Source organism: Exiguobacterium sp. UBA6309 (genome assembly GCF_002439205.1).
Taxonomy (GTDB): domain Bacteria; phylum Bacillota; class Bacilli; order Exiguobacteriales; family Exiguobacteriaceae; genus Exiguobacterium_A.
The window spans coordinates 7,161-25,013 of record NZ_DJTL01000022.1 but is presented as its reverse complement, the minus strand read 5'-3'; the positions used below and the strand labels follow the sequence as shown (position 1 = coordinate 25,013).

The following is a 17,853-nucleotide window of genomic DNA, read 5'->3' as shown; positions in this document are numbered from 1 at the left end:
CCGCCCTTTCACGGCGGTAACACGGGTTCGAATCCCGTACGGGTCACCATTATATTTTTTGTGCCGGTGTAGCTCAGCTGGTAGAGCAACTGACTTGTAATCAGTAGGTCGCGGGTTCGACTCCTGTTGCCGGCACTGTTTTTCTCAATTGTATAATTTTCCTAGACAAACTGGGGGGGTAGCGAAGTGGCTAAACGCGGCGGACTGTAAATCCGCTCCCTCGGGTTCGGCGGTTCGAATCCGCCCCCCCCCACCATGTCGAGCCATTAGCTCAGTTGGTAGAGCATCTGACTTTTAATCAGAGGGTCGCAGGTTCGAATCCTGCATGGCTCATTTCTTGCGGAAGTAGTTCAGTGGTAGAATACGACCTTGCCAAGGTCGGGGTCGCGGGTTCGAATCCCGTCTTCCGCTTTTTCTTTCGGGGCCTTAGCTCAGCTGGGAGAGCGCCTGCCTTGCACGCAGGAGGTCAGCGGTTCGATCCCGCTAGGCTCCACCAATTTTATTTAAAGATCTTAAGCGAGTTTCGTTCGTCTTAAGTTTTTTTTATATGAAATGCCAAGCATAACCAGAGTACGTACGCAAGAACACCGTGATTCCCTTCACGGTGTTTTTTTGTATATTCATGCGTTTTTTTGTTGAGTTGAACCACTCGTTTGCTACCGCTTACAATATATGTAGAAGTGACTATGACATAGGGGGAATATCGTATGAACATCGCGTATATCAGCGTACCATACCGTTATGGGCAAGGAAAGCCAGGCACTGAACATGGACCTGCAGCTGTCGAAAAAGCGGGTCTACTCGCGACACTCGAAGCACGGGGACAAGAAGCAGTACGCTACGGGGAAGCGTCTGTCTTATCCGAGGATGCAGTCCGGGAAGAAGATCCGAAGCTGAAACGTTTGGAAGGCGTCGTCCATACGACGAATGATTTGCACCTGATCGTACGTGACGCGTTATCGGAACAACGTTTTCCGTTGTTAGTCGGTGGCGATCACAGCATGGCGATCGGAACGATTGCTGGGCTTCGTCAAACTGTACCACGTCTTGGCGTCATCTGGTTCGATGCACACGGTGATTTGAATACACCGGAAACATCACCGTCTGGAAACATCCACGGTATGCCGCTCGCTGTAGCCCTTGGGGAAGGACATCAGCGTTTAACGGAAGTCGGAGGAACAGATGTCAAGCTGCAACCGGAACATCTCGTCTTCATCGGATTACGTGACGTTGATCCAGGCGAACAAGAGCTGATTGATCGTCTTGGTATTCGTGTCTATGATATGGAAGCGATCCGAACTCGGGGAATGGACGCGATCATGGAAGAAGCGATTGCCTATTTGAAGGAAACGACGGATGCGTTCTATCTTAGCTTTGATATGGATGGTCTCGATCCATCACTCGTCGTCGGTACAGGAACACGTGTCGCCGATGGCATTTTCTTAGACGACGCGAAGACGGTGCTCCAGCATTGCGCAACGGCAGAAGACTTCATTGCAGCTGAATTCGTTGAAGTGAATCCGTTGCTTGAAGAAGGAAATGGAACAGCAGAACTTGCGAATGAACTGATCGGAGATCTACTTTTGGCAATGGAAACACATCGCTTAGTAAAATAATGGATGGAACTTGAACTCTTTTCATCGGGGTTCAAGTTTTTTTGTTACAATTTAAAAGGAGATGAAACATTTATCGGTCGACTTCGTATAAGAGATTGACCGCATAGAGCGGGGGGTATTCAAAGTGGAAGAAACGACACTACGCTTAATTGAGCGAGTGAAACAGGGAGACCGTGATGCATTTGCGGCACTTGTTGATCTATATAAGGAAGGTGCCTTTCTTGTGGCTTTCCGGGTCTTGCGCGATCGAATGGAAGCGGAGGATGCGACACAAGAAGCCTTCATCCGTGTATTTACGAAGATTGATTCGTATAATGCACAATGGAAGTTCCGGACTTGGTTGTACCGAATCGTCACGAACGTATCGATTGACCGATTACGGAAAAAGAAACCTGATTATTCTCTTGATGCTGAGATGTCAGGTACTGAAGGACTGACATTGTATTCACAACTCGAAAGCAAGGACACCTTGCCGGAGGACCAAGTGGTCGATAACGAGCAACGAAGTGAAGTCGGGGATGCGATTGCAGCTTTACCAGAAAAATACCGCGTCCCACTCGTCCTGAAATATATAGAGGATCTTTCACTAAAGGAAATCAGTGAAATGATCGAATTACCTGTCGCTACTGTCAAAACTAGAATTCATCGTGGACGGGAAGCGCTGAAGAAGCATTTTGCCAAACGATGAGAAGGAGGAACTCACCATGTCACGAGAGCATGTACATGAACGGATTCAGGATTATTTAGATCAAAACCAACCACCTGAGGAATTCGAGCGATTGGAAGCAGAGTTACGGGAAGCGGACGCGATGGACGAGTTCGAAGAGTATCGACTCCTTGATGCTCGACTGCGTCAACTTCCAGCGCCCAAATTATCGGCAGATTTTACATCCCGCGTGCTGGCACAATTGCCCGACCAGGTGGATACGCCGAGCGCTGCTTTACTGCACCAACCGCAACCGTCCCGTTTTGGAGGGAAGATGAAGCAATACCCATTGCTCGCGGCCGCGGCTGTTTTCTTACTTTTGTCGGTCGGTAGCCTTGGTGGTTATATGGCACAGGAAGAACATGACTTATCTTATACGAATGCACCAGGCATCGTCGCTCAAAATGGTGAGGTCGTCGTGCCAAAAGGCGTCACGGTCGATCAAGATCTCTATGTCGAAGGCGGGAACGTCCGAATCGAAGGGAAAGTTAATGGCGACGTCATGACCGTTGACGGGAAAGCGTACACGGCGAGTGCTGGTAGCGTGACCGGAGAAATCAAGGAAATCGATCAATTATTCGAACGCGTATGGTACGGAATCAAGCGTCTATTTCAATAATCAGCTGGGACGAGTCGAACTCGTCCCTTTGTGCTATAATGGAAACTGTTTAAATCAGATGAGTTAGGGGGCACGGTTGGTGAATTACTTCAGCTGGCAACCACTTCAATTTCAATTGTTGAAACTGGGAGAAAACGTACATTGGTACGATTATATTAATGACGTGATTGATATTGCGGTCGTGACGTTCGTCATTTATCGTCTCATGATCATCGTCAAAGGAACAAAAGCGGTCCAGCTCATTAAAGGGATTTCGGTCATTTTGATCAGTTGGTTCCTGAGTGGCTTTTTTGGACTTAAAACACTTCAATTCTTACTCAATCAAATTATCACCTATGGGTTACTGGGGATCATCATCATCTTCCAACCCGAACTCCGGCGTGGACTGGAACACTTAGGACGAACGAGTAAATTCTTCTCACGTAGTGCGATCAGTGATGAAGATGAACAAGTTCGAATCGTCGATGCGCTCGTATCGTCTGCCCAGTACATGTCAAAACGCCGTATTGGAGCACTCGTGACGATTGAACGTGAGACAGGACTGAGTGAATACGTAGAGACGGGCATTCCGCTTGGTTCACAAATCACGAGTCAGTTGCTGATCAACTTATTCATTCCGAATACACCATTACATGATGGCGCCGTCATCGTCCAGCAAGGCAAGTTAGCAGCTGCCGCTTGTTACTTACCGTTGTCAGAAAGTGCACATATCTCAAAAGAGCTTGGAACACGTCACCGCGCTGCAATCGGTGTCAGTGAAGTAACGGATAGTGTTACGCTCGTCGTCTCGGAAGAAACGGGTGGTGTCTCACTCGCCATCAATGGACGTCTGTACCGGGAACTCGATGAAGAATCCTTACGGACGAAGTTGCTTGAGACGATCGTTAAGGTCGAACAGACGAATACTTCCTTCTTGAACTGGATGGGGGCGAAAAAATAATGTTCGAAAAATGGTTCAATGAACGCTGGTTTTTACGCATTGTTGCGGTCGTCTTAGCCGTCATGTTGTATTTGATGGTGGCAGGTTCGAATACGACAGGAAAAAGTGACGCCGCTAGTCTGCTGCCGATCGCGGGTCAAGGTTCGACGAAATTTGACGTGCCGGTCACGGTCCAGTATGATGAATCGCAGTGGGTCGCCTATAATATTCCAAATACGATGGAGGTAACCGTTAAAGGTCCATCGAGTAGCTTGACGATGCTTCGGCTCGTTCAGGATTTTGGGTTATCGATTGATTTAAAAGGACTTGACCCTGGCTATCATCGTGTCCGTGTCACAGCAACTGGCTTCGGAAAAGATGTCGAAGTGACGCCGAAGCAGGAGACGATCGAAGTCTTCCTCGATAAGAAGATTACAAAGGAAGTACCGGTACAAGTCGCCTTACTCAATAAAAACAAAATCGCTGAAGGATATGTCGCTGGGGAAGCACAACCGAACCAACAGACCGTTGAAGTTACGGGAGGCGCAGAGAAGTTACAGGCGATTTCAGCGATCCAAGTACCGATCGATGTAACTGGTCGGGCAGAGACGTTTAAAGAGACGTTCAATGCCAAAGCGACCGATGCGAACGGGAATACGATCAATGCATCTTATCAACCAGAGCAACTAGAAATCACAGTACCGATCTATAAGGAAAGTAAGACGGTACCGATCAATGTGCAGACAAAAGATGACGTCAAAAAAGGATATACCGTCGTCAAGATCGTTCCCGTTACGACGGAAGCTCGTCTATATGGAACAAAAGAAGAGTTAGAGCGGATCGGTTCCGTCGATACGGAAGCGGTCTCGCTCAAAGGACTGACGAAGACGACAGAAAAAACCGTCAAACTTGTTGAACCAGAAAATGCGACAGCGATGGATCCGACACAGGTCACCGTCAATATCGTTGTCGAAAAGGAAAATGCGAAATCGACGACGGAAACCGTCGAAGATCGGGCAGAGAAAACGATTCCGGGTGTGACGGTCACGTTGAATGGGTTTGATGAATCGAAGTATACGATTGATTACAACCAAACGATTGATGTCATTGTCCGTGGGAAAGAATCTGATTTAGCATCGATCGATGCGACGGATATCAAAGCGGTCATCGATGTGACGGGACTAAAAGAAGGAACGCACGGATTGCCGATTTCGTATCAGACGTCAAAAGCCTTTGATGTCCTGCGTCCGGATAATATGGATGTCACGCTAAAAGCTGTTCCGCGGACATCCGTTCCGACCAATTAAAACAAATTAGTGAAATGAGGAAATAACACATGGGTAAGTATTTTGGAACTGACGGCGTACGCGGCGTCGCAAACGTAGAATTGACACCGGAACTAGCATATCGCCTCGGTCGAACAGGTGGTTACGTGTTGACGAAACACGAAAGCACACGACCAAAAGTCTTGATCGGACGCGATACACGTGTTTCTGGTCAAATGCTTGAGAACGCACTCATCGCTGGTCTTTTATCAATCGGTGCAGAAGTCATGCGTCTTGGTGTCATCTCGACACCGGGTGTCGCGTACCTGACAAAAACGATGGATGCGACAGCTGGAGTCATGATTTCTGCATCGCACAATCCAGTTGAAGATAACGGAATCAAGTTCTTCGGTTCAGATGGCTTCAAGCTCGATGACGCAACTGAGCTTGAAATCGAAGCATTGCTCGATGAAGCAGAAGATACATTACCACGTCCAGCTGGAAAAGAACTCGGTTTCGTTCACGATTACTACGAAGGTGCACAAAAATATCTTCATATGCTTCGCCAGACATCGGATGAAGATTTCTCAGGTATCCATGTCGCGATCGACGGCGCACACGGTGCAACGTCAAGCCTCGCACCACGTCTATTCGGTGACTTGGAAGCAGAAGTATCGACGATCGGTACAACTCCGAACGGACTCAACATCAATGATGGTGTCGGTTCGACACACCCAGAACATCTCGCTGCCTTCGTTAAGGAAAAAGGCGCAGACGTTGGTTTATCGTTTGATGGAGACGGCGACCGCTTGATTGCAGTCGATGAGAACGGTGATATCGTCGATGGAGATAAAATCATGTTCATTTGCGGAAAATACTTGAATGAACTTGGTCGTCTGAAAGACAACACGATCGTTGCGACGGTCATGAGTAACCTCGGCTTCCATAAAACCGTGGAAGAAAACGGGATGACGGCACTTCAGACAGCGGTCGGTGACCGTTATGTCGTCGAAGAGATGCGTAAGAACGACTACACGCTCGGTGGTGAACAGTCGGGGCATATCATTTTCATGGATTACTCAACGACAGGGGACGGCATGTTGTCAGGCGTCCAGTTGTTGCAAATCATGAAAGCGACAGGGAAGAAGTTATCGGAACTCGCAGCTGAGATGCCGATCTTCCCACAACGTCTCGTAAACATCCGTGTCTCAGACAAAAATGGCGCAATGAGCGGTCCTGCCGTGCAAGCGATCATTGCTGAAGTCGAAGCAGAGATGGCGGGCAACGGACGGATTCTCGTTCGTGCGTCAGGAACAGAACCACTCGTTCGTGTCATGGCAGAAGCTCCGACACAAGAAGCGTGTGATGCATACGTCGAGCGGATCGCGAACGTCGTTCGTGAGAACTACGCGTTACAAGAAAATTAAGCAACCTGAAGCGGAGCGAGTGCTCTGCTTCTTTTTTACAATTATTTTAGAAAAACAGATTGAGATTTTTACAAAAAATAGGGATTATGCGTATTGAATAGAAAAATATCGGGAATAGTTACAAATACGTTACCTTTCTTGCTTTTTCAGATTAAAGTTCGTATGATGGTGAAGTCGGACAGAAACGGGGTCGGACAGAAACAAGAAGCGCCAGGGCTTTCTCCATAGGACGAAAGCTGACGAGGTGGAGGTTTATCGAATCATTCGGCGGATGCCTCCCGGTACCAGATCCATACCGTAAATCGTTCTGAAATCGTCCAAGTGATTGGACGGACAAACAGACCGATCGGGATCCTCTCAACAAGAGCCGTTTCCTCTTCAGGGAAATACTTGTAAATGGAGAGATGTAACATGTGCGGAATCGTAGGTATGATCGGACAGGTCAACACGAAGGAAATTTTATTAAAAGGTCTCGAGAAGCTCGAGTACCGCGGCTATGACTCGGCAGGTCTTGCGTTCGTCAACGACGGCGTCCAAGTCCATAAAGAAGTAGGCCGGATTGCTGCGCTACGCGAAGTCGTTCCTGCAGATGCAGACGGAACAGTCGGAATCGGACACACACGCTGGGCGACACACGGTGTCCCAAGCGTACCAAACGCGCACCCGCACCAAAGTGCGTCAGCACGTTTCACACTCGTGCACAACGGCGTCATTGAAAATGATGAGCAGCTAAAAGCAGAATTGAATGTCGATCTCCTCAGCGACACGGATACAGAAGTCATTGTTCAGATGATCGAAAAGAATTTCAACGAGACAGGTGACGTCGCGGAAGCATTCCGTCAAACACTCCGTGTCTTGCACGGTTCGTATGCCCTCGCATTGATCGATGCTGAAAATCCAGACGTCTTATACGTCGCAAAAAACAAATCACCACTTCTCGTTGGTCTCGGTGACGGTACGTTCAACGTCGTCGCATCAGACGCAATGGCAATGTTACAAGTAACGGATCAATTCATCGAGTTGCATGATGGCGAGATGATCATCTTGACGCGTGATAGCGTCACGATCCAAGATCTCGACGGTAACGTCCAAGAGCGTGAAGCGTACACGGCTGAAATCGATGCATCAGACATCGAAAAAGGAACGTACGCGCACTACATGCTCAAAGAGATGGATGAGCAACCAGCGGTCATTCGTAACATCGTTCAACAATATCAAAATGAAGCAGGCGACATCACACTCGACCAATCAGTCCGTGATCTCGTACTCGGTCGTGACCGTGTTTACATCATCGGTTGCGGAACAAGCTACCATGCTGGTTTGATCGGAAAACAGTTGATTGAACAAATCGCTGGCATTCCAACAGAAGTTCATATCTCTTCTGAGTTCGGATACAACATGCCATTATTGACAGAGAAACCACTCTTTCTCTTCCTTTCACAATCAGGTGAAACAGCGGATAGCCGTGCGGTTCTCGTCGAAGCGAAGAAACTCGGTCATCCAGCACTGACGATCACGAACGTTCCAGGATCAACATTGTCACGTGAGGCGAACGCAACATTATTGCTCCACGCGGGTCCAGAAATCGCCGTTGCTTCAACAAAAGCGTATACAGCTCAAATCGCTGTTCTTGCTGTTCTTGCGTTTGACCTCGCTCAAGCGAAAGGGGTTGCCGTCAACTTCGATCTCATGAAGGAACTCGGTAAAATCTCAAGTGCGATGGAATCGGTCATGTCTCAAAAAGATCGTTTCCAAGAAATCGCGACAGAATACTTGTCTGAGTCACGTAACGCGTTCTTCATCGGTCGTGGACAAGATGCATACGTCGGAATGGAAGGTGCATTGAAACTCAAAGAAATCTCGTATATCCAAGCAGAAGGATACGCGGGTGGAGAGCTCAAGCACGGTCCGATCGCCTTGATCGAAGATAACACACCGGTCATCGCACTCGTGACACAACCACACGTTCACCTCAACAACCGTGGGAACGTCAAGGAAGTCGTCGCGCGTGGTGCAAACGCGTGTGTCATCGCAGCAGAAGGTCTTGAATTGCCGACGGATGCATTCGTCATCCCAGCAGTCGAGCCACTCTTGTCACCGCTCTTGTCTGTCTTACCACTTCAATTGATCTCATACTACGCGGCACTCGGTCGCGACTGTGACGTCGATAAGCCACGTAACTTGGCGAAGTCAGTAACGGTTGAATAAGGAAACAAATCGACTCCAAATGACAGGCGTGTAAGCGTCTGCCGTTTGGAGTTTTTATATTAGGAGGAGAACGAGATGAATCGCTGGATTGCTGCATTTCCTAAACGATATGAACAGGACGTTCGGGTCGTTAAAGCGTGTCTACCGTTTGCCTGGACGCGTTTATCACCCGGATCGATTGAAATGAGACTGGAGCAGGAACGGATACAGATTCCGACGCGTTTGTACTTATTAGAGGTCGACTCGGAGCGGATTAAACAACTGACGTCGACGCAACAAACGATGTTATTTTGCCTTTACACCCGTCATCATGATGGTCACATCCGTGAACGTTATCTCCGTCAGTTACTCAAAACAAATCAACAAGATGAATGGATACTCGTCTATATTCTTGAACTTGCTAGTGAATACGTCCGTGACATCGTCGACATCATCGTACCTGTGATCGAGCAATGGAATCTGGAAGTGAAGCGGCGATTCGTCTCCAATGATCCGGCATACATGAAGCGAATCGAAGACCGGATGATCAGTTACTGGAATGCTTATTATCGGTCAAGTGGCGAACGACGATCCGAAGCGGACTACCCAGGCTTTCGGATTATAGAATCGTTACGGGAGGATGCTTCGGTAGAGGAAGTGTGAAGAGATGAAAAGGAGGGGCGCACTTGATTACGAAATCAAAGGATCTGTACTTAGAAGGAACTGGACCTGCTGTTTTGTTGTTACATAGTTTTACTGGAAGTGCGAATGAGATGCGGGGACTCGCTCGTTTTTTACATGCAGCCGGCTATACCTGTTACGCGCCCAATTACGCCGGGCACGGGGAATCGCCGGAGCGCTTGTTTGAGACGACGATCGAAGACGTCTGGCAGTCCGCGCAAGCCGGACTCGCGTTTTTACAAGATCGAGGACACAAAGACATCTTTTTGATCGGACAATCACTCGGTGGAGTGATGGCACTTCGACTGGCAGAACAGTCAGGATGCGCAGGACTCATTTTACTCTCGACGCCGATTCTTGAGCGGACGATTGCCGGACTTGAGCACCGCGTCCTTCGTTATACGGAACGGTATTTTCAATTTGACGATCGTTCGCCGGAGTGGATCGCAGACTTTGTCGACCGTCATTTTCCACGCCCTGAAAAAGACTTACGGGCACTGCAACAGTTCATCCTCGACACAGGAGTCGTCTTGCAGAAGATCACACAGCCCATCGCTCTATTCCTTGGCGCATTAGATGATGCCGTCTATCATGCAAGTCTCGAGCGAATCGAAAAGACAGTGCCGAGCCGAGATCAGAAAAAGGTCCTTCTTCCGAACAGTAAACATCTACTGACACTCGATCGGGATAAACAACGTTTGTTCGAAGAAATCCTCATCTTCTTGAAGACGCATCCGGTAGAATCCTTGAAACCATCATCTGCTGTGCAGTAGGCTAGATAGGTAAGTTAGACGTGAAAGGGGAAAGGGTTATGCGTATTTTAGTAGTAGGAGCAAGCGGAACGATTGGGCAGGCAGTCGTCGAACGTTTGAGTGAGCGACATGACATCATTCGTGCCGGACGAAGCGGAGCGGATGTACAAGTCGATATTACGTCAGAAGCAAGTATCCGAGCGATGTATGAAACAGTCGGGTCTGTTGATGCTGTCATCAGTGCGACAGGCGGTGCTCATTTTGGTCCATTGACCGACTTAACACCGGAGCTCAATCAAATCGGAATCGACAGTAAACTAAAAGGTCAGGTCAATCTCGTCTTGCTTGGGTTAGGGGCAGTACGAGACGGGGGAAGCTTTACGCTGACGACCGGCATCATGATGGACGATCCGATTCGCCAAGGCGCATCTGCTGCGCTTGCGAACGGTGGGGTCAAAGCGTTCGTTCAGGCAGCGGCAATTGAGATGCCACGAGGCATTCGAATCAACAGCGTCAGTCCGAACGTACTGATCGAGTCACTTGAAAAGTACGGACCCTTCTTCCGTGGGTTTGAAGCCGTTCCGGCGTCACGTGTCGCGACGGCATTCGAAAAGAGTATCGAAGGGGCGCAGACGGGGCAAAATTACGAAGTCTATTAACTAAAAAAGCAGGTGGCGAAAAATCGCTACCTGTTTTTTTACAGACCGGATAGGATATAACGTTCAATTCCGAAAAGTAATAGAGTGATCCCGAGACAAATGAGTAAGTTGCGTACGAACCAGCGACCTGTCATCGTCCGGTTCATGATCAGTTTCTCCAGTGTCAGATTGACGAGAAGCACACATAAGAAGATGACGCCAAACCAAATCATCCAGACACATCCTTTCTTTCTTCTTAACGAATCCAACAGCTAAAAAGTTTCGCGTCCGTCAGGAGCAGGAAATCATTCAGATGAGCGGGAAGGAAACAAGCAGTCGATTTTACAAGGAGGAACATGACGATGAAACAAGCGGTCCTAGTGATTGATTTTCAACAGGAACTCGTCGACGGAAACACCGAAGAACGTCCGGTATACTTAAAAGAACAAGTCGCGCACGTCATCGAAGCGGTCGTACTCGAAGCAGACGAACGGAACATCCCAGTCGTCTTCATTCGGGATCTAGATGTCGCTGGCGGAACAGGACCCGGTTTTGCAGTCCATGATTCGATTCCCGTTCCAGCGTCCAGTGTCACGTTCGATAAAGCAGCGACGAATGCGTTCCATGGTACCCCCTTGCTCGATCATCTACGCCAAGCATCGATTGAACACCTAATCGTCTTAGGTTGTAAGACGGAACACTGCATCGATACTGCGGTACGCAGTGCGACAGTACATGGTTTTGATGTCACACTCGTTGCCGATGGCCATACGACGAACGGTTCTGATGTATTGACGCCGGAGCAAATGATTGCCCACCACAATCAAGTCTTGCACGGTCATTATAACGTCGAACACTTTTCGATCGTTCGTCCGTCAACGGACGATGTCTTCACCCCAACCCACAAGGACTACCGGACATGAAGAGGAGAATAAGATGATTGAATTACGAAAAATGACAGCGTCCGATTACGATCGCTACGCGACGCTCGTCCAAGATGAACGTGTCATGCGTTACATCACGGAACAGGCATTAACAGATACGGAAACGAAACAACGCTTTGAGCGAATCCTTGAACAACAGCAGCACGACCGACTCGGATCGTATCTGATTTATACCGAAGAGACATGGATTGGAATCGGGCACATGACCCGGAGTCAAACGCAACCGTTCGAAGCAGAGCTCGGTTACATGCTACTACCCGATCAGTGGGGACGCGGATACGGCACAGCCATTGCAGAGCGTCTCTTACAGTTAGCGACAGAAGAAGAGCTACAGGTCGTCACGGCGACGATTGATCCAACACATGAAGCGTCGCGCCGTATTTTGATCGGATTAGGTTTTGAATCGATCTATGTTGGACCGATTGACGGTCTACCAGGTGAAACGCTACAGAAAATAGTGGGAACGACGGAATGACGCGAGACGAATGGATTGAACATTTTCAACTCGACGTCGCAGCATGCGCGACTGTCGACGAATCGTATAGTTCTGAAGTCGATCGTCTCGTCCTAACGGATGGTCAGGTCGTCTTCTTGAAGCGCCCGTATACGGCTGAAAAGTGGTACCGGGAACGTGGCTGGATTCATGCACTAGAAGAATTTGTACCCGTGCCGCACATCTTAGCTGAAGCAGCTCCCGGGCAGACGACCGGGGCGTTCGTACTTGCTGCCTTAGCGGGACAGGCACCGGTCACGATGACTAAAAAATTGGCGTACGAAATTGGTCGAACGCTCGCAATGCTGCATACGTGTACAGGAGAAGCTTACGGCGAGTATACGGAAGATGGATTTTATGCCTATCCGGTTCAGGACTGGCGACGCTTCCGGAATGAAAAACTCGATGGATTCATGCCGTTCATCACAACCGAACTCGATCCCGTTTTTTAGAGAACATCCAAACAGAGTTAGTCAGACGAGAACAGTCGTTACCGGAGCCTTCACGTCCCGTTGCCACACATTGTGACTTCCGCCTAGCAAATTTACTGACGGTAGGTGATCAAGTCACAGGGGTGATCGATTTCGAGACGACCCGCTACGGGGCCGTCGAGATGGAATTCACGAAGATCGTCCGTAATCTCAATACGTTCGGTTCCATTTACGTCACGGCATTTCAAGAAGGATACGCGACATTACACCCAGACGTGCCGATTGAGACGTATCTCGCATACTATCGTTTGTGGGAAGCACTCACGGCTGTTGGCTGGTGCATCAAACGGGGACTAGAAGAGCACCGGGCGTTCTTTGAGGAGAACATCACGCTCATCGAGCAGGAATTACAAACGACGAGCATATCGGACGGGTATTGATTCACCCATGTCTTGGAAGAAACCTCTATACTTAGGGAAATGAGGAATATGAGGGGGAAGCGAGATGACAGGGAAACGAATCGGAATCATCGGTGGTGGACTCGCCGGAATCTTTGCGGCACGCCAATTGCAGGCAGCAGGACATGCTGTTGAAATCATCGAAAAAAGCCAGAGCGTCGGGGGGCGAATGGCAACTCGTCGGATTGATCAAGGAACAGCGGATCATGGTGCCGTCTTCTTCACGGTTCGGACGGAAGAGTTAGGACGCGAAGTCGACGAATGGCTTGAGAAGGGATGGGTTCGTAAGTGGTTTGGAACGGATTTTCCACGCTATGTCGCAACGAATGGCATGAATCAACTCGTACAAGCGATTGGTCGAGGCATCCCTGTCCAATTGAACGAGCAAGTCACGCATATTTCGGCAACGGAAGATGAACTTGTCACACAGGCGACGGACCATCAAAGTGAATATGATGCACTCCTCGTAACAGCACCGGTACCGCAAGCCTATGAACTGTTACAGTCTTCTAGTTTGACACTTTCTGATGACGATCATGAGCAGTTACGACAAGTGACGTTCGAGCCGACATTCGTTGGTCTGTTTGAAGTCAAAGAGCGACTCACGATCGGGGAAGTCGGATTGCAAGATGAGCATCTTATCGACGGTATCTTAAAAATCGTCAACAATGCCGAGAAGGAGATTTCGAAAACGACACTTTTGAGCGTCTATATGACAGCCCGCTTCAGTGAAGACTGGTACGAGCTCCCAGAAGAAGAGACACTCGTGGAAGTCGAGCGTCTGTTACAACAGCAACTCGGACCAGTGACGATTATCTCCCGCCAGCTCAAGCGTTGGCGTTACGCTCAGGCACGCGCAGTTTACCGGACACCGCATTTGAAACTGTCGTCACATCCACTTTGGCTTGCTGGTGATGCGTTCCTTGAAGCCGATGATGCGTCAGGACGGACGCGCGTCGAGAGCGCTATCATCTCCGGATTACGTGTCGCAGAAGCGATCGACACCCACTTACGTCAGACGGTAACAGCGACGGAATGAACGAAAACATGCACTTCTTTTCTGACTCGAGAAGAAGCGCATTTTTTTTGTTACTCACGATCATTTCACCTGAAAGTGTTGTTCACTCCAAGCTGCCATGTGATCAAGAATTGGTAAAAAACTATGACCAGCATCCGTTAGAGAATATTCAACACGAGGGGGAACTTCGCCAAAGACGTGCCGTTGAATCAACCCATCCGCTTCAAGCTCACGTAGCTGACGTGTCAATGTTCCCTTAGAGATACCTGTTAATTGTTGCAGTTCATGAAAACGATGTGTCCCGTGTGTCAGGTGCCACAGCAAGATGATCTTCCATTTGCCAGCGACCATCTGTTGGACCCGAGTGACTGGACAGGCAGTGCGTTGATTGGTCGTTGTATCGAATACAGCCACATTCATCCTCTCCCATTGGTTCGTTTTGAGGGACCTAGTTTCAGATAAGTGCCTACTTTTTTTAGTGTATCACCTAGCGTATCATGAAGAACAACATCAAACTTCAAAGGAGTGGTTTCATCATGAAATGGTTAATTACAGGAGCAACCGGAAAATTAGGCGCGCGGATCGTGCAGCACCTCAGTGAACAAGTCGGCAACGAACATGTAGCGGTTAGTGTCCGCGACGTCGAAAAAGCAACAGAGCTTGCAGCACAAGGAATCGATGTCCGATACGGAGACTTTGATCAGCCCGAAACACTCGGACAAGCGTTTCAAGGAATCGATCGATTGTTGATCATTTCGACGGACGGTGAAGAGGCGACTCGGATCCGGCAACACCAAGCCGCTGTCACGGCAGCACAAGAGGCAGGCGTCAAGCTGATCGGCTATACGAGCATCGCCAATGCGGCACACAGTACAAACGGACTTGCTCGAACGCATCGTGTCACAGAGGAAGCGATTCAAGCGACAGGTATCCCGTATGTCTTTTTCCGTAACAACTGGTATCTCGAAAATGAACTCGGAACGATTGACGCCGTCGCGCAAGGCGCAGACTGGTTAACGGCAGCAGGCGAAGGGAAAGTCGGATGGGCGTTACAAGATGAGTATGCGCTAGCCATTGCGACGGGACTGACGCTTGAACATCCAAACCCCATCTATGAACTATCGGGTCCGTTGCATACACAAGCAGAACTCGCGACTGCAGTCGGACAAGTGCTTAACCGATCGGTCGCTTTAGATGAAGTAGATGGCACGACCTATGGTGAGCGGATGCAAGCAGCTGGCTTACCTGACTTCTTGATTCCAATGCTGACTGGTATCCAGGCAGATATCGCAGCAGGGACTCTGGCAGTAGAAAGTACTGATTTTGAAGCATTACTTGGCCGTCCCGTGACGACACTTGAAGAGGGAGTTCGACTTCTTTTAAAAAGATAAGTTCATCTGAACGTTTTTAAGGTGAGTGAGTTGGGTAAACCCCCTTTAGAAGCAATTAAAGGAGGAGTCCTACCATGAAACTGTCATCCTATCGTGTTAAAGAAGGCGAGCAAGTCTCGTTTTCGAATTACCCGACATCAGAAGAACATAAAATTTCGGAAGCAGAATTGCGAGAGAAGTGGATTCCGAAAAGTGTTGAGACGTTAAAAGAGTTACACTGGCGTTTGCATGCTGAAGAAAAGAACGGTGTCCTCGTCATCCTGCAAGCGATTGATGCAGCGGGAAAGGACGAGGCGATCAGCTATATCTTTTCTAACTTGAACGCACAAGGACTCCGAACGATTTCCGTTAAAAAACCGTCGGATACGGAGCAAAAACATGACTACCTATGGCGGATCCACGAAGGACTACCAGAAAAAGGGGAAATCGGCATCTTAAATCGCTCCTATTATGAGGAAGTCATTGCCCCACGAATCCATGATTTGCTCGAGGAGGAAGAAAAGCCGGATGAGGGTGACGTGTGGCAGATGCGCTATCGTCAAATTAATGACTTTGAACGCTATCTCGTCGAGAATGGCTTCCGAGTCGTCAAGTTCTTGTTCCATGTCTCAAAAGAGGAGCAACGGCAACGGCTGTTGACTCGTCTGAAAGATCCAACGAAAAACTTCGAATTCTCGTTTAATGACATTGAGGAACGCAAGCACTGGGACGAATACCATGAGATTTTTGCTGAGCTTGTCTCAGCGACATCGACATCGTATGCACCATGGTATATCTTACCGGCAGATGACGAATGGTATTCCCGCTATATCGTCACCGAAGTCATGAATGACGTCCTGAAGGAAATTGATCCGCAATATCCAAAGCTATCAGAAGAGGATCAGGAACAGCTGGATGAAGCGATTAAACGATTGGAAGAAGAAGCATGAACTATTTAAACACATCAAGAGGCTGACTCAAAAGTCAGTCTCTACAAAGATAAGGGGGGACAGATCATCAATCTGTCCCCCCTTATCTCGTAATAAAAAGAATGACGCGTCACACGCCACTCCTATAGGAAAAACGCATTTATGCGTTGTCAGAGACGAACAAGATCCGCTTTCCTGCTTAAATGAAGCAGGAAAACTGGCTTGTGTCTCGCCTGAGGAAAGGGCGTGAAAAGACGCGTCATTCTTTTTTTGAGTCAGCCCCTTTTGATACACTTGGAGTTGTATGAAATTCTATTTACTCATCATGATTTCTAAACTTCTGAACATCTCAGGACAAATGTCCTGTTCAAATCAGAAAGACTCTCGTTAAATGAGAGTATCATGGAACGAGAGAGGAGTATGCACATGCGTGGTGTCTTATTTGCGATTGCTGGTGGCTTTTTCTTAACGCTTCAAAGTGTTGCCAATGCCCGGGTTAGTCAAACGATCGGGACGTGGCAAGCGGCAACGATCACACAGATGACCGGGTTCATCGTTGCGATCCTCTTAGCGATCGTCTTACGGGATCGCAGTTTTTCGGCGATGCGACGTGTCAAACCGCTTTATCTGGCAGGAGGTGCCTTTGCAGCGATCATATTATTCAGCAACATGACGGCTGTCCACCGGATGGGCGTGACCTTGACGATTTCGCTCTTTTTATTGGCGCAATTAGCGCTTGCACTCTGGATTGACGGAAGAGGCTGGTTTGGTGTCATGAAACGTCGACTGCGGGGACCGCAGATCGTCGGCATCTTGATGATGATTGCGGGGATCTTCATCTTAAAAAGCTAAGGAGGAGAAAGCGTGACGAACATTGTAACCTATTTGGAACGGTATCAGTTAACGCATGTCTTTGATGCATCGTTACGCAAAGCGATGCACATCCAGACGTTCGCACCGGGTGAGACCTTATGTCGGCAAGGCGATGTTGCGCATGAACTCTACCTGCTCGTCGAAGGCAAATTGAAAATCACGCATATGTCGGCAACGGGGAAACGTCTCGTGTTGTCCTTCAAGCATCCGTTTGATCTCGTCGGCGATATTGAGTTCGTCCGAAAGATTGATTTGATGAACACGGTCGAGGCAGTGACACCAGTGACCGTCTTACGGATCGCTTATCCGGATTTAGAAGAAGCACGTGTACATCATTCTGCCTTTTTATTATTTTTACTCGAGACGATCACGAAAAAGTTTGAATTAAAATCGCATACGCTCAGCTTCAATTTGTTGTACCCGGTTGAAGTTCGGCTAGCCAGTTATTTACTGTCGATGACACCTAATACGGATGCTTTTGCGAGTAAGGAACTCGTCGATGCAGCAGATTTGATCGGGACGAGCTA

General features: G+C 48.6%; 21 protein-coding genes and 5 tRNA genes. 24 read left to right on the top strand and 2 right to left on the bottom strand.

Annotated elements, in window-relative coordinates; all coding sequences use genetic code 11:
- Window positions 1–62: 62 nt before the first annotated feature.
- The 15 genes from B3M90_RS06500 to B3M90_RS06430 all read left to right on the top strand — a co-directional run bounded on the left by B3M90_RS06500 (window position 63) and on the right by B3M90_RS06430 (window position 10,831).
- A tRNA-Thr gene (locus B3M90_RS06500) sits at window positions 63–135 on the top strand.
- A gap of 37 nt (window positions 136–172) precedes the next feature.
- Window positions 173–256: transfer RNA gene (locus B3M90_RS06495), tRNA-Tyr, on the top strand.
- Window positions 257–260: 4 nt separating this feature from the next.
- A tRNA-Lys gene (locus tag B3M90_RS06490) sits at window positions 261–333 on the top strand.
- Between the two features lie 6 nt (window positions 334–339).
- Window positions 340–411 (top strand) — tRNA-Gly (locus B3M90_RS06485).
- Between the two features lie 9 nt (window positions 412–420).
- A tRNA-Ala gene (locus B3M90_RS06480) sits at window positions 421–496 on the top strand.
- Window positions 497–707: 211 nt separating this feature from the next.
- On the top strand, window positions 708–1,616 hold the full coding sequence (gene rocF, locus B3M90_RS06475) for an arginase (RefSeq protein ID WP_290783085.1): 909 nt from the start codon (window positions 708–710) through the stop codon (window positions 1,614–1,616).
- Between the two features lie 124 nt (window positions 1,617–1,740).
- Window positions 1,741–2,304: an RNA polymerase sigma factor SigW gene (gene sigW, locus B3M90_RS06470; RefSeq protein WP_056064595.1), complete on the top strand. Its 564-nt coding sequence runs from the start codon at window positions 1,741–1,743 to the stop codon at window positions 2,302–2,304.
- Between the two features lie 16 nt (window positions 2,305–2,320).
- Window positions 2,321–2,941: a hypothetical protein gene (locus B3M90_RS06465; protein WP_056064592.1), complete on the top strand. Its 621-nt coding sequence runs from the start codon at window positions 2,321–2,323 to the stop codon at window positions 2,939–2,941.
- A gap of 79 nt (window positions 2,942–3,020) precedes the next feature.
- Window positions 3,021–3,881: a diadenylate cyclase CdaA gene (gene cdaA / locus B3M90_RS06460; RefSeq protein ID WP_056064589.1), complete on the top strand. Its 861-nt coding sequence runs from the start codon at window positions 3,021–3,023 to the stop codon at window positions 3,879–3,881.
- Window positions 3,881–5,167, top strand: coding sequence for a CdaR family protein (locus B3M90_RS06455; protein ID WP_214856335.1), 1,287 nt, complete (start codon window positions 3,881–3,883; stop codon window positions 5,165–5,167). The genes cdaA and B3M90_RS06455 overlap by 1 nt, the downstream gene beginning before the upstream one ends.
- A 29-nt stretch (window positions 5,168–5,196) precedes the next feature.
- Complete coding sequence (gene glmM / locus B3M90_RS06450; protein ID WP_029343107.1) at window positions 5,197–6,552, top strand: phosphoglucosamine mutase; 1,356 nt, start codon at window positions 5,197–5,199, stop codon at window positions 6,550–6,552.
- Between the two features lie 411 nt (window positions 6,553–6,963).
- Window positions 6,964–8,760: a glutamine--fructose-6-phosphate transaminase (isomerizing) gene (gene glmS, locus B3M90_RS06445; RefSeq protein ID WP_214809556.1), complete on the top strand. Its 1,797-nt coding sequence runs from the start codon at window positions 6,964–6,966 to the stop codon at window positions 8,758–8,760.
- 75 nt (window positions 8,761–8,835) lie between these two features.
- Complete coding sequence (locus B3M90_RS06440; RefSeq protein WP_290783081.1) at window positions 8,836–9,402, top strand: hypothetical protein; 567 nt, start codon at window positions 8,836–8,838, stop codon at window positions 9,400–9,402.
- A gap of 23 nt (window positions 9,403–9,425) precedes the next feature.
- Entirely contained in the window at window positions 9,426–10,193 is a 768-nt protein-coding gene (locus B3M90_RS06435; RefSeq protein ID WP_290783079.1) for an alpha/beta hydrolase, read from the top strand.
- A gap of 38 nt (window positions 10,194–10,231) precedes the next feature.
- A complete protein-coding gene (locus tag B3M90_RS06430; RefSeq protein ID WP_214856330.1) occupies window positions 10,232–10,831 on the top strand; it encodes a short chain dehydrogenase in 600 nt (199 codons plus the stop codon).
- Between the two features lie 38 nt (window positions 10,832–10,869).
- On the opposite strand, the gene B3M90_RS06425 is transcribed toward B3M90_RS06430, so the two are convergent.
- Entirely contained in the window at window positions 10,870–11,043 is a 174-nt protein-coding gene (locus B3M90_RS06425; RefSeq protein WP_155960197.1) for a hypothetical protein, read from the bottom strand.
- 129 nt (window positions 11,044–11,172) lie between these two features.
- Between B3M90_RS06425 and B3M90_RS06420 the strand changes: the two genes are divergently transcribed.
- The 5 genes from B3M90_RS06420 to B3M90_RS06400 all read left to right on the top strand — a co-directional run bounded on the left by B3M90_RS06420 (window position 11,173) and on the right by B3M90_RS06400 (window position 14,175).
- Window positions 11,173–11,733 carry an isochorismatase family protein gene (locus tag B3M90_RS06420; protein WP_290783077.1) on the top strand — a complete coding sequence of 187 codons (561 nt, stop codon included), beginning with the start codon at window positions 11,173–11,175 and terminating at the stop codon, window positions 11,731–11,733.
- Between the two features lie 13 nt (window positions 11,734–11,746).
- Window positions 11,747–12,229, top strand: coding sequence for a GNAT family N-acetyltransferase (locus tag B3M90_RS06415; protein ID WP_290783075.1), 483 nt, complete (start codon window positions 11,747–11,749; stop codon window positions 12,227–12,229).
- The gene (locus tag B3M90_RS06410; RefSeq protein WP_290783073.1) at window positions 12,226–12,699 is read left to right on the top strand and encodes a phosphotransferase; all 474 of its coding nucleotides are present in this window, start codon (window positions 12,226–12,228) and stop codon (window positions 12,697–12,699) included. The genes B3M90_RS06415 and B3M90_RS06410 overlap by 4 nt, the downstream gene beginning before the upstream one ends.
- Entirely contained in the window at window positions 12,657–13,118 is a 462-nt protein-coding gene (locus tag B3M90_RS06405; protein ID WP_349679683.1) for an aminoglycoside phosphotransferase family protein, read from the top strand. Before B3M90_RS06410 ends, B3M90_RS06405 begins: the two co-directional genes overlap by 43 nt.
- 64 nt (window positions 13,119–13,182) lie before the next feature.
- Window positions 13,183–14,175, top strand: coding sequence for an NAD(P)/FAD-dependent oxidoreductase (locus tag B3M90_RS06400; RefSeq protein WP_290783071.1), 993 nt, complete (start codon window positions 13,183–13,185; stop codon window positions 14,173–14,175).
- A 60-nt stretch (window positions 14,176–14,235) separates the two neighbouring features.
- On the opposite strand, the gene B3M90_RS06395 is transcribed toward B3M90_RS06400, so the two are convergent.
- On the bottom strand, window positions 14,236–14,574 hold the full coding sequence (locus B3M90_RS06395; protein ID WP_056064556.1) for a winged helix-turn-helix transcriptional regulator: 339 nt from the start codon (window positions 14,572–14,574) through the stop codon (window positions 14,236–14,238).
- 116 nt (window positions 14,575–14,690) lie between these two features.
- Between B3M90_RS06395 and B3M90_RS06390 the strand changes: the two genes are divergently transcribed.
- The 4 genes from B3M90_RS06390 to B3M90_RS06375 form a co-directional block, all read left to right on the top strand.
- Window positions 14,691–15,545 (top strand): SDR family oxidoreductase, encoded by an 855-nt coding sequence (locus B3M90_RS06390; RefSeq protein WP_290783069.1) that lies wholly within the window; start codon window positions 14,691–14,693, stop codon window positions 15,543–15,545.
- Window positions 15,546–15,619: 74 nt separating this feature from the next.
- On the top strand, window positions 15,620–16,474 hold the full coding sequence (locus B3M90_RS06385) for a PPK2 family polyphosphate kinase (protein ID WP_290783067.1): 855 nt from the start codon (window positions 15,620–15,622) through the stop codon (window positions 16,472–16,474).
- Window positions 16,475–16,879: 405 nt separating this feature from the next.
- The gene (locus B3M90_RS06380) at window positions 16,880–17,305 is read left to right on the top strand and encodes a DMT family transporter (RefSeq protein ID WP_290783065.1); all 426 of its coding nucleotides are present in this window, start codon (window positions 16,880–16,882) and stop codon (window positions 17,303–17,305) included.
- Window positions 17,306–17,317: 12 nt separating this feature from the next.
- On the top strand, window positions 17,318–17,853 hold a 536-nt coding region (locus B3M90_RS06375; protein ID WP_290783063.1), incomplete at its 3' end, for a Crp/Fnr family transcriptional regulator.

Bases quoted from the DNA above. Each gene is read 5' to 3' on its own strand.
- rocF (WP_290783085.1), top strand. From the start codon at position 708: ATGAACATCGCGTATATCAGCGTACCATACCGTTATGGGCAAGGAAAG.
- B3M90_RS06465 (WP_056064592.1), top strand. From the start codon at position 2,321: ATGTCACGAGAGCATGTACATGAACGGATTCAGGATTATTTAGATCAA.
- B3M90_RS06455 (WP_214856335.1), top strand. From the start codon at position 3,881: ATGTTCGAAAAATGGTTCAATGAACGCTGGTTTTTACGCATTGTTGCG.
- glmM (WP_029343107.1), top strand. From the start codon at position 5,197: ATGGGTAAGTATTTTGGAACTGACGGCGTACGCGGCGTCGCAAACGTA.
- glmS (WP_214809556.1), top strand. From the start codon at position 6,964: ATGTGCGGAATCGTAGGTATGATCGGACAGGTCAACACGAAGGAAATT.
- B3M90_RS06440 (WP_290783081.1), top strand. From the start codon at position 8,836: ATGAATCGCTGGATTGCTGCATTTCCTAAACGATATGAACAGGACGTT.
- B3M90_RS06430 (WP_214856330.1), top strand. From the start codon at position 10,232: ATGCGTATTTTAGTAGTAGGAGCAAGCGGAACGATTGGGCAGGCAGTC.
- B3M90_RS06425 (WP_155960197.1), bottom strand. From the start codon at position 11,043: ATGATTTGGTTTGGCGTCATCTTCTTATGTGTGCTTCTCGTCAATCTG.
- B3M90_RS06420 (WP_290783077.1), top strand. From the start codon at position 11,173: ATGAAACAAGCGGTCCTAGTGATTGATTTTCAACAGGAACTCGTCGAC.
- B3M90_RS06415 (WP_290783075.1), top strand. From the start codon at position 11,747: ATGATTGAATTACGAAAAATGACAGCGTCCGATTACGATCGCTACGCG.
- B3M90_RS06410 (WP_290783073.1), top strand. From the start codon at position 12,226: ATGACGCGAGACGAATGGATTGAACATTTTCAACTCGACGTCGCAGCA.
- B3M90_RS06400 (WP_290783071.1), top strand. From the start codon at position 13,183: ATGACAGGGAAACGAATCGGAATCATCGGTGGTGGACTCGCCGGAATC.
- B3M90_RS06395 (WP_056064556.1), bottom strand. From the start codon at position 14,574: ATGAATGTGGCTGTATTCGATACAACGACCAATCAACGCACTGCCTGT.
- B3M90_RS06390 (WP_290783069.1), top strand. From the start codon at position 14,691: ATGAAATGGTTAATTACAGGAGCAACCGGAAAATTAGGCGCGCGGATC.
- B3M90_RS06385 (WP_290783067.1), top strand. From the start codon at position 15,620: ATGAAACTGTCATCCTATCGTGTTAAAGAAGGCGAGCAAGTCTCGTTT.
- B3M90_RS06380 (WP_290783065.1), top strand. From the start codon at position 16,880: ATGCGTGGTGTCTTATTTGCGATTGCTGGTGGCTTTTTCTTAACGCTT.